The sequence below is a fragment of the Streptomyces sp. NPDC058221 genome (assembly GCF_042882365.1).
GTDB lineage: Bacteria > Actinomycetota > Actinomycetes > Streptomycetales > Streptomycetaceae > Streptomyces.
In genome coordinates this window covers 16,765-27,057 of the sequence record NZ_JBHVWF010000119.1, presented here as the reverse complement: position 1 = coordinate 27,057, position 10,293 = coordinate 16,765, and the positions used below count along the sequence as shown (strand labels likewise).

General features: G+C 70.1%; 9 protein-coding genes. 1 reads left to right on the top strand and 8 read right to left on the bottom strand.

Annotation, left to right across the window (positions count from 1 at the left end):
* Window positions 1–126: 126 nt before the first annotated feature.
* The 6 genes from ACFVW8_RS29540 to ACFVW8_RS29515 all read right to left on the bottom strand — a co-directional run bounded on the left by ACFVW8_RS29540 (window position 127) and on the right by ACFVW8_RS29515 (window position 7,577).
* Window positions 127–2,061, bottom strand: coding sequence for a cellulase family glycosylhydrolase (locus tag ACFVW8_RS29540; RefSeq protein ID WP_389695281.1), 1,935 nt, complete (start codon window positions 2,059–2,061; stop codon window positions 127–129).
* Window positions 2,062–2,190: 129 nt separating this feature from the next.
* Window positions 2,191–3,192 carry a LacI family DNA-binding transcriptional regulator gene (locus ACFVW8_RS29535; RefSeq protein ID WP_389695286.1) on the bottom strand — a complete coding sequence of 334 codons (1,002 nt, stop codon included), beginning with the start codon at window positions 3,190–3,192 and terminating at the stop codon, window positions 2,191–2,193.
* A gap of 140 nt (window positions 3,193–3,332) precedes the next feature.
* The gene (locus ACFVW8_RS29530; RefSeq protein ID WP_389695279.1) at window positions 3,333–4,160 is read right to left on the bottom strand and encodes a carbohydrate ABC transporter permease; all 828 of its coding nucleotides are present in this window, start codon (window positions 4,158–4,160) and stop codon (window positions 3,333–3,335) included.
* Between the two features lie 13 nt (window positions 4,161–4,173).
* Window positions 4,174–5,112, bottom strand: coding sequence for a carbohydrate ABC transporter permease (locus tag ACFVW8_RS29525; RefSeq protein WP_389695277.1), 939 nt, complete (start codon window positions 5,110–5,112; stop codon window positions 4,174–4,176).
* A gap of 31 nt (window positions 5,113–5,143) precedes the next feature.
* Window positions 5,144–6,436 carry an ABC transporter substrate-binding protein gene (locus ACFVW8_RS29520; protein WP_389695275.1) on the bottom strand — a complete coding sequence of 431 codons (1,293 nt, stop codon included), beginning with the start codon at window positions 6,434–6,436 and terminating at the stop codon, window positions 5,144–5,146.
* Window positions 6,437–6,641: 205 nt separating this feature from the next.
* Complete coding sequence (locus ACFVW8_RS29515; protein WP_389695273.1) at window positions 6,642–7,577, bottom strand: LysR family transcriptional regulator; 936 nt, start codon at window positions 7,575–7,577, stop codon at window positions 6,642–6,644.
* A 147-nt stretch (window positions 7,578–7,724) separates the two neighbouring features.
* On the opposite strand from ACFVW8_RS29515, the gene ACFVW8_RS29510 reads away from it, so the two are divergent.
* Entirely contained in the window at window positions 7,725–8,627 is a 903-nt protein-coding gene (locus ACFVW8_RS29510) for an SDR family oxidoreductase (RefSeq protein WP_389695271.1), read from the top strand.
* Between the two features lie 152 nt (window positions 8,628–8,779).
* Here the strand turns inward: ACFVW8_RS29510 and ACFVW8_RS29505 are convergent, their stop codons facing one another.
* The gene (locus ACFVW8_RS29505) at window positions 8,780–9,583 is read right to left on the bottom strand and encodes a MerR family transcriptional regulator (RefSeq protein ID WP_389695269.1); all 804 of its coding nucleotides are present in this window, start codon (window positions 9,581–9,583) and stop codon (window positions 8,780–8,782) included.
* Window positions 9,576–10,109: a VOC family protein gene (locus ACFVW8_RS29500; RefSeq protein ID WP_389695267.1), complete on the bottom strand. Its 534-nt coding sequence runs from the start codon at window positions 10,107–10,109 to the stop codon at window positions 9,576–9,578. The genes ACFVW8_RS29505 and ACFVW8_RS29500 overlap by 8 nt, the downstream gene beginning before the upstream one ends.
* Between the last annotated feature and the right edge of the window lie 184 nt (window positions 10,110–10,293).

Genomic DNA, 10,293 nt, shown 5'->3' with positions numbered 1-10,293 from the left:
TCGGGTCTTTGGGGGTGGGAATTTGGGTGGACTAATTTGCGGGGGGGGGGGGGGTGTAAAAAATGGTGGGGGGTGTGTCGGCGTTGGGGGGGGGGCGTGGGGCCGGCCCCAACCGGACGCCCTGTCTCAGCGCAGTTCGAGGACACGCACCCCGTACGGGGCGATCACCACGTCCCGTACCGGATCCCCACCGGTCAGCTCCCGCAGCTCCCCGTCCGCCGAAGGACGGACGGTCAGCTCGTCGGCCGACTGGCTCACCAGCCACACGAAGCGGGCACCGTCCTCGCGGACCAGCGTGTCGGCGGCCACGAACGGGGTGTCGACCGTCACCGGCCGGGTGGCACCGGCGAGTTCGGCGAGCGCCGCGTACAGCCGATGCGTCTGCTCCGGGTTGGCACGGGCCGTGCGGGCGGCCATGTGCTCCAGCGGGTAGGTCGCCAGGACCGTACGCCCCTCGCCCGTCTCGTGGCACAGCAGGGCCGGGCGGCCGTGCGCGTCGGTGGCGACGACCCGGGCGTCCACCGGGACGACCGGCAGATAGGCGCGGCTGTCCTCGTTGCCGGCGACCGGGAACGTCAGGGTCTCGCCCGCGGCGATGCAGCCGAAGTCCTCGGTGAACGTCATCTCCAGGACATCGTCCTCGATCGGTTCCGCGACCCCGTAGGAGAGCTGGAGCTCCACACCGAACAGGCCGTCCAGATCGTGGAACCACGGACCGCGCGTCGTCGGGTACTCACCCGAGCAGAACGACAGGTAGACCGTGGCGCCGGCGCGGGCCCGCTCCTCCAGGGCCCTGCGGGTGCGGGTGGTCAACTGCCGTGTCGACGGGAGCAGATACAGCGCGGCGTCGGCCGGCAGACCGTCCGCCTCCCGGGCGAACGCCACGGGCAGGTCGGCGCCGCGCGCAGCCACATACCCCTGGTGCAGCGAGGTGAAGATCAGCGGCCGGTCGGCGGGACGGCTGTAGGGGTAGCCGCGCTCCAGGAAGGCGGGCACGACCAGCGCGGTGTCGGCGTCCGAACGTCGGCACCGCGCGAAGTCGACGCGCTTCAGCACCTCGGCGAAATCGGCCAGTTCCCGCAGCGGCTCCTTCGGCCGGCCGGTGCGGTCGGTGATCCCGAAGTGCATCTCGAACGGGTGGTGGTCGTAGGGCGACTGCTCCCACAGGTCGTCGTAGTCCGTGTTGTTCCACGCCATCCAGCCGGTGGCCCCGCCGAGCAGCGAGTTGTGCAGGGTCTGCCGGTAGAACACACCCGCGTTGGCCGCCGAGACCGTGTCGGTGGACAGCCCGAACTCCTCCAGCACGACCGGCTGGCCGGTGACGGCGGCGAGTTCGCACTCGAACGCGGCGCGGTAGTGCTGGCGCGGCCGGTCCGTGTCAGAGCGGTAGACGTGCGGCCCGACGAAGTCGACGTACTCGGCGGTGTCCCGCAGCGAGAAGCCGTTGTCGCGGCCCGTCACCTCGATGCCCCACGCGCCGTCCCCGAGCGACACCGGCTGGGTGCCGCCCGCCGCGCGGACCGCGTCGCACATGAACTGCGCCCACGCGGTGACGACATCGCTGGAGGGCGGGTCGACCTGGTAGATCCGGCCGTAGCCCGGCATCTCGTTGGTGATCAGCCAGCCGGTGACCGCGGGGTGGTCCTTGAAGCGGCGGGTCATCTGGGAGACGAACCACGCCTGCCGCCCGACGAGCCACACGTCCTCGTACAGATCGCGGTCCCCGCGCCAGGCCGGATCCCAGTTCTCGCCCGACATATGGCCGACGATGAAGGTGGGCACCGTACCCATCCCGGCCTCGGTGTGGGCGTCCAGGAAGTCACGGAAGCGGTCGCACAGCTCCTCGTCGATCCGGCCGGGCTCGGGGTGGAAGTCGGGCCAGTAGAAGAACGACCGGGTCATGTTCAGCCCGTGGTCCCGAAGGACGGCCAGCTCCTCGCGGACCGTCTTCGGCTCGTAGTTCCGCCACATCAGCGGACCGCCGGTGCGGGACCAGAAGTTGGCGCCGAGCCAGGGGAGAACGGCGGAGTCATGGGTGAGCTGGGCGCTGTGACGTCGCATGGTCTTGCTCTGACCTCTTCGAAGTGCGGGGGGGTGGATCGGTGCGGCCGGCGGCAGGGCGTTCCCGGCCGGGGAAGCTTTGTCGTGGGCGGGCGGGCCGCGTGCGATGTGCGGTGGGGGACGCATGGCTCAGGAGGCGGACGGCAGCGGACCGGTCGACTCCCGGACGACCAGACGCGGCCGCCCGTCGAGTACCGGCGGGGGTACGTCCTCGCCGCACTGGACGAGCAGAGCGCGGGCGGCGGCCGCACCGACCCGCTGCACCTGCTGGTCCACGGTGGTGAGCCGCGGGTGCAGCCAGCGGCCGAGCGGCAGGTTGTCGTACCCCACCACCGACACGTCCGCCGGAACCCGCAGCCCGCCGCGCTGCGCCGTCCCGATGCCGCAGACGGCCATGGAGTCGTTGGGGAACACCAGGGCGGTCGGCCGGTCGGGCAGAGCGAGCAGCTCCTCGGTGACGGCGACGGCAGCCGCCTCCGTGAAGTCGGTGTGCCGGACGGCCGCGGGTTGCAGCCCGGCCTCGGCGAGAGCCTCCTCGAAGGCGGCCCGGCGCAGCCGGGTGTGCACCAGCTCGGCCGGGCCCGCGATGTACGCGATGCGCCGGTGCCCGAGCTCCAGCAGATGTGTGACGGCCTCGCGGACGCCGGCGCCCTGCTGCCCGAGGCCGACGCCGGGCACCGGCGCCGCGGCGTCCGGTGAGCCCAGCAGCACGGCCGGCAGCCCGAGACCGTGCAGGAGCTCCGGGCGCGGGTCGTCCGCCCGTGCGTCGGTCAGCACCGCACCGTCTATGCGGCCCTCGGCGACGAGCCGTTCGTACAGCGCGCTCTCCTGGTCCATGCCGGCGACCAGGTGGAGCAGCAGACCGTAGCCCCGGGGGGCCAGTTCGCCCTCCAGACCGGTGATCAGTTCGCTGAAGTGCGGGTCGGCGCCGAGTACGTCGGTGGGGCGCCGGACGACGAGCGCGATCGTCCGGGTCCTGGCCCGCCGCAGGGCCGTCGCGGACGCACTGGGGGACCAGCCGAGATCGGCCGCCGCGTCCAGGACCCGCCGGCGGGTGGCCTCCGAGATCCGGCCCCGGCCGTTGACCGCCTGGGAGACCGTGGCGGTGGAGACCCCGGCCGCGGCGGCCACGGCCTTGATCGTGGGCCGGACGTTGCCTTCGGCGCCCCCGCGCCTGCCGGGCGGCGTGCCCCCGACGCCATCGGTTCCGCTACTTCGTGTTGCGCCCGTGACGCCTTCCGCGTCCTCGGGACGCTCCTTGAGACGTTCCTTCACATCTTCACCGCCCCGCTGACGAGAGCCTGCTGCATACGCTTCTGGAGCACCGTGTACACCACCCAGACCGGGATCAGCGTCAGCACGGTGCCTGCGGTCAGAATGCCGTAGTCGGTGCCGGTGAGGGACTTGAGGGTGGGCAGGGCGACTTGCACGGTGCGCTGCTCGGGGTCGGGTCCGATGATGACGAGGGAGTACAGGTACTCGTTCCAGAACGTCAGGAAGTTCAGCAGCAGGATGGTGGCGATCCCCGGCATGCACATCGGTGTGTAGATGTGCCGCAGCACGGCGAAGGTGGACGCGCCGTCCAACCGCGCCGCCTCCTCCATCTCGTGCGGGATGGTCCGCATGAACTGCACCAGGATCACGACGGAGAGCGGCATCGCCGTGGCCGGCAGGAACAGCACCATGAACGCCCGGGTGTGGAACAGCCCGGTCGCGGCGGCCAGCAGGAACGTCGGGAAGAGCGCGGCGAACGTCGGGACCAGGAAGCCCAGCGAGAAGACCCGCTCCACGAACGCGCCCAGACGTCCCTCCGTGCGGGCGATGGCGAAGGCCGCAGGTATCGCGAGCGCCAGGGTGAGCGCCAGTGCCAGCACGGTGACCAGCACCGAGTTGACGATGGCCGGCCCCAGGTCGGCCGAGGAGAACGCCTCCCCGAAGTTGTGCAACGAGAACGAGGTCGGCAGGGAGAAGGGGCTCCCGAAGATCTGGTCGTTCGTCTTGAACGCCGAGACCAGCAGGTAATAGAGGGGGACCACCAGCAGCGCCGCGTACAGCCACGCGAGGACATGGGCCGCCAGCCAGGACCTTCCGAACTTCATGGAACCGCTCCGATCAGTAGTTCTGGCGGAAGACGCGACGGATGGTCAGCAGCCCGGCCAGACCGAGCAGGAACAGGACCACACCGACGGTCTGGCTGTAGCCCAGGTCGGCCGCGATGAACGCCTTCTGGTAGACGAGGAAGGACAACGTCGTCGACGAGCTTCCGGGGCCGCCCTGGGTGAGCAGCAGGACGTTCTGCGCGGAGCCGAACAGGGTCCACAGGAACTGAAGCATCGTCACGACACCGACGAAGTCACGGATCACGGGGAAGTGGATGCGCCACATGGCGCGCCAGTGACCGGCACCGTCGAGCTGCGCGGCCTCACCGATCTCGTCCGGCACGCTGCCCAGCCGGGCGGCGAACAGAACGGCCGTGAAGCCGATGCCGCTCCACACGTCGAGGAGGATCAGGCAGTACAGGGCGGTGGACGGCGAGGCGAGCCAGGCGTCGGTGAGCGAGCCGAGACCGATCTTGTCCAGACCGCCGTTGAGCAGTCCGTCCGGCGAGAGCACGGCGTAGAACACCATCGCCTTGGCCGGGGTGGAGATCAGCCCGGGGATGAACAGCAGGTACCGCAGGATGCGGTGGCCCGGCGGCTGCTGCGCGACGTAGTACCCCAGCATGTACGCGCACACGATCATCACCGGCAGCGCGATGACGAGCTGGATGGCGGTGTTGCCGGCCGACTCCCAGAAGACCGGGTCGTCGAAGACGGTACGGACGTTGCCGAGACCGGCGAAGGAGACCGGCTGGAGCATGCCGGGCCAGTGCAGCACGGCGATGACGAAGATGGCGACCAGCGGGCCGACCATGAAGACGAGGTACCAGACCAGAGCCGGCACGGCGAGGATGACCCCGCCCTGCTTGCGGCGCGGGGGAGCGGGAGGCGGCGACGGCGGGGCCGGCCGGCGGACCGACGCGCCGCCCGGGGCGGACGAGAGCAACGTCATGAGGGACTCGCAGAGGGCTCGGGCGCGCGGATCAGGCCGTGCGGTAGGCGGATTCGAGGGCGGAGCGCACGGCGGCCGCGCTCGTCCCCCGGGTGAAGGCGGTGCTGGTCGCCGTGATCAGTGGCTGGGTGGCCGTCGGGGGGACGTACAGATCGGGCAGGAGTACCTGGCCGACCCGGCCACCGAGCTGCTGGGCCTTGGCCACCAGGGGGAACTGCTTGCTGACGGTGTCCGTCACCAGGGCCATGTCCCGCCCGCTCTCGGTGATGAAGCGCGAGACGACCTCGGGCCGGTACATGAAGCGCAGGAACTTCTCGACCGAGGACAGTTTCTTGACGCCGTTGGGGCTGATCCAGAAGCCGATGAGGGTGTACGAGCGCAGGATCGTCGGCTTGCTGTGCGAGGCACCGGGCGCCAGCGGCCAGCCGCCGACCTCGGTGTGCGCGACCGCTTTCGGGGAGACCTTCGCCAGCGCCGAGGACATCGCGGACTGGATGGCCGCCGCCTCGGTGTTGTACTGCGTGGTCATCGTGTCGGACGTCAGCCCCTGCGCCTTGTCGGCGAAGACTCCGGCATCCCGCAGCTGGACGAAGTAGTCGATACCTTCGCGGGCGCCCCGGCTGCCGCTGAAGTCACCGCTCGTGTAGACCTTCTTGGCCTCGTCGGGGGTGAGGAAGGTCTGGATGATCTGCGCCAGCAGCTTCTGCCCCGTCCAGTCGTTGCCGCCGACGGTGACCGGCGCGATGCCCTTGGCCCGCAGCTTGCGGGCGGCGCCGATGAGCTGGTCACCGGTGGTCGGGACGGAACCGACCCCGGCCCGCTCGAGCAGGGCGGTGTTGTAGGCGACGGGCCAGTTGGTGGCGAAATAGGGGAAGGCCCGCAGCCTGCCCTTGGAGTCGGTCCACTCCTCCAGGGCCGCGGGCAGTACGCGTTCGCGCAGCCCCCAGTCGTCGAGGTAACCCGACACGTCGACGGTGGCACCGACATCGGTCCAGGCGAGCGTCTTGTCGTAGAGATTGACCATGACCACGTCCGGCTCCTTGCGGGCCAGCCGGGACGTTTCGTACACCTGCGGAAGGTCGTCGCCGTTGACGAGGTTCTTGACCCGGAGCCCCGGGTTCTCCTCGTGGAACTGCTTGACGACGGCCTTGTAGGTGGGAGAGCCCGGCGCGGTGGTGCCGAGCTGGGTGTGCACGAGCAGGGTGCCGGGGTCGGAATCGGCCGAGGCGAGCGTGGAACAGCCGGACAGAGCGGGGACTGCGGCAGCGGCGGCGACGCCGGAACCCGCAGCGAGGAAACCGCGCCGACTCAGGGATGAGCGCACAGCGGGATGTCTCCAACCAGGACGTTAACCATGTGGTTAATCGATGTACCAGTGGGCTGCGAGAAACGTAGAGGCACTTTCCGGAATGGTCAACCCTCGGTTGCGCATGATGAAAACACGGACATATAGGCCGGGTTGTGGCCGTCTTGCCGCAGCGCCTGCCCGCGGTGATGATCCCGGTGCTGCCGATGGGTCACGCGGTGAATCAGGCGGAACCGTACGCGTCTCCGGAGCCGGCTCGGAGCGCGTCATCACCGGGGAGATGCGATCGGGCCACCTCGACGAAGGCCGTGACCAGGCGATTGTGCTCGCGGGCACGGGTCGCGAGCACGACGCGGCACGGCTCGATCCCGCTGACCGGAACGGCCGTCAGATCGTGTCTGGGTACGCCGTTCCCGCCGGAGGCGGGCGCCAGGGCGAGGGCCTCGCCGCCGGCGACGGATTCGAGCTTGTCCGCGTGCGCCTCGACGAGCGGGCCGACGGGTGCCGGGCGTCCGTCCGGGCGGGGACTGATCCGCCAGAAGGCGTCATAGGCGGTGTCCGGATAGCTGACGAGGGGCTCGTCGGCGAAGTCGTCGACCGTGACCGAACCCCTGCCCGCCAGGCGATGCGATGCCGGCATCAGGAGCACCCGGGGCTCCTCGTACAGGGGTGTCGTCCGCAGCCGGTCGGTGGGGAACGGTTCCCGGGCGACGACCACGTCCACGCGGTGGTCGAGCAGGGCCGTGTGCACCTCACTCCAGTCGAGGTGCAGGGTGGCGACCTCGGCGAGGGGCCGGCGGGAGCGCAGCTCGCGCACCGCGGTGGTGATGACGAGCCCGCCCGCGTACCCGATCGTGACCGCGCCGGGTTCCCCGCTGGCGCGCGTCGTCGTCACGGCCAGCTCCGCGGCGCGCAGAAGTGCCTGTGCCTGCGGGAGGAAGGTGCGTCCCGCCTCCGTGAGCTCGCAGCCCCTGGTCGTGCGGTCGAGCAGACGGACGCCCAACTGCCCTTCGAGGCGCTGGATCTGCCGGCTCAACGAAGGCTGCGCAACCCGCAGCCCGGCCGCTGCACGGCGGAAGTTCCCGTGCTCGGCGACGACGGTGAAATACCGCACCAGGCGTAGATCGAAGTCGACCGGGGGCACGTGAACGCTGGTCACCTCCGCATCGTACGCGTGATACCTGATCCGTATCAGGTGGTGCGGAACAGGTCTTGGACGCCGTGCTCCTGCGGCTCCTACCGTCGGAGAACGAACCCGTCGCCTCGCAGCGCCGGGCCAAGCCCCAAGCGATCAAGGACTCTCACCGTGCGTATTTTCGTCGCAGGAGCCACCGGATATGTCGGATCGGCCATCGTCGGCGAGCTGCTCCAGGCGGGTCACCAGGTCATCGGTCTCGCCCGCTCCGACGCCGCCGTCGCGACTCTGACGAAGGCCGGCGTGGCGGTGCACCGAGGTGATCTCGGCGATCTCGGGAGTCTGCGCGCCGGAGCAGCGGAGGCGGACGGCGTGATCTTCGCCGCCAACAAGCACCTCTCGGAGACCACCGACTCGGCCGCCCGCGCGCAGGCCGAACTGAACGCCGTGGAGGCGATCGGTTCGGAGCTGGAGAAGACCGGCAGACCCTTCGTGGTCACCTCGGGAGTCATCGGCCGCACCTCGGGGCGGCTGCTGACCGAGGAGACTCCCGCCGTTCCCAACGCACTCACCGGCTTGCGGCTCCCCGTGGAGACGTCCGTCCTCGCCATGGGTGAGCGCGGCGTGCGCGCGTCGTCGGTGCGGTTGGCGCCGACCGTGCACGGCCAGGGGGACACGCGTGGTCTTGTCTCGATGCTGATCGGCGTGGCCCGTTCGGCAGGAGTGTCCGCCTACGTCGGCGACGGGTCGAACCGCTGGTCGTCGGTGCACCGACGCGATGCCGCGACCCTGTTCCGGCTGGCCGTGGAATCCGCCCCGCCCGGTACACCTGTGCACGCGGTCGCCGAGGAAGGGGTGCCGTTCAGGGACATCGCCGAGGTCATCGGCCGCCGGCTGGAGCTCCCGGCCGTGAGTCTGGCGGCCGAGGAGGCGAGCCGGCACTTCGGCCCGCTCGCCCCTTTGGTCCCGATCGACAGTCCGACGTCGAGTGCGCTGACCCGGGAACGCTTCGGCTGGCTGCCCACGCACCCAGGGCTGATCGCTGACATCGAGGAAGGCCACTACTTCGACTAACTGCCCTGAGGGCTGTCCGGGCCGTCATATCCATACCCGGAGCGCACAGGGGGGATTCTTGAGGATCGGGCCCGGTTTGACCGCCCGGAGTGGTCCTGGCCGTACCCGGTCACGGTGTGGGCTGACCGGCTGCAGGCTCCCGGGACCGCGCTCTACTCCCAGGTCGCGGTGTCGGGGTCGATGCCGTGGATGCGCGCACTGGCGTCGACGATCTGACGGAACCACGTGGCGAGGCCGGGGCGGACCCCGTCGTAGTGGGCGGTGAACCCCGGATCGGCCTCGTACCTGCGGCCCAGACAGACCTGCATCTGTCTGGTCAGGGGGAAGTACGAGGCGAAGACCTCGCGGTGCCGCTCCACGAGCTGATTCGCTTCCGGACTGCCGGGTGTGACACCTGCGTCCATCGCATCCCCGAGGGCGCGGTCCAGTCCGGCGACGGATTCGGCGATGGCCTGCCAGTCCTCCGGACTGCGCGAGGCCGAGCGTTCGGCGTACTGCTGCCACTGCGGCGTGTCTCCGTAGCGCTTATGGGCCTGGGCGGGCCAGTCCGGGTCCCAGTTCGGGCCGAAGATCGTGGCCTGCTGCTCGATGGTCAGCAGCAGGCCGTGCTCGTGGGCGTCGATCATCCGGTCCAGTCCGGCGCCGAGCCGCTTGAGGCGTTCGATCCGCTCAGCAACCTGGGTGCGCTGCGCGCGCAACGCACCGGGCACGTCTGCGGCCGGGTCGTCCAGGACGGCCCGAATCCTGTCCAGACCGAGACCGATCTCGCGGTAGACGACGATGCGTTGCAGGCGTTCCAGCTCATCAGCGGTGTAGAGGCGGTAACCGGCAGGCGTGCGCAGTGAAGGCCGCGCCAGGCCGATCTCGTCCCAGTGGTGCAGGGTGCGGACCGTCAGGCTCAGACGCGTCGCGACCTGCCCGACGGTCAGGCCGTCGGCGGAAGTGGCATCAGGCATGCTCCTCATTCTCGCCGCCGCCGAGGTCCGGTGCGGTGATCCCGATGGCCTCAAGGTTTCGCGCCTCCTGACTCGCCGGATCGAAGGGCTTCGCCGCAGTGAGAACGATCCGTGCGTTCTCGGGGGTGATCACCTCCACATCGCGGGTGTTCCAGGGCGTGTCCCGTGGGCCGTCGACCGAGTCCGGGCGCAACGCACGGCAGGACTCGACAAGCGAATCGACCTGGCTGAGCACGCACGCGAAGCTGAGGCTCATGGCTGGTGTCTGTTCCGGGACGCTCGCCGGGACGAGGAGTACGTCCTGGAACGCCCACCGGCGCAGGTGCACCAGCCGGCCGGGGATGCTGAACAGCTCGACGAAACCGAGCCCTCGAATCCAGAAGTCCACCGACGCCGCCAGATCGCTCGTGGGGATCGTGGCGAACGCGGGCATTCCGTAGATGCCGAGGAACGGCTCCGGCGGTACCGCGGCCGGGCCGGGATCGGGTACGGGGCTCATCTCGAAGGCGTTGTAGTAGTCGCTCATGGACCCCACCATGAAGCCTCACGCAACGTGAGGGTCAAGCCTGACGAGCCACCCCGAGTCGGCCCTTGCCCCTCTACGGGTCCAGCTCACATCGGGTTCGGCCGCCGGCGCAGAGGCGTGCGGGGCCACCTGTCCGGCAGTCGGGGCGTCGAACCGCAGCATGCCGGGCACATGGCCGAGCCGA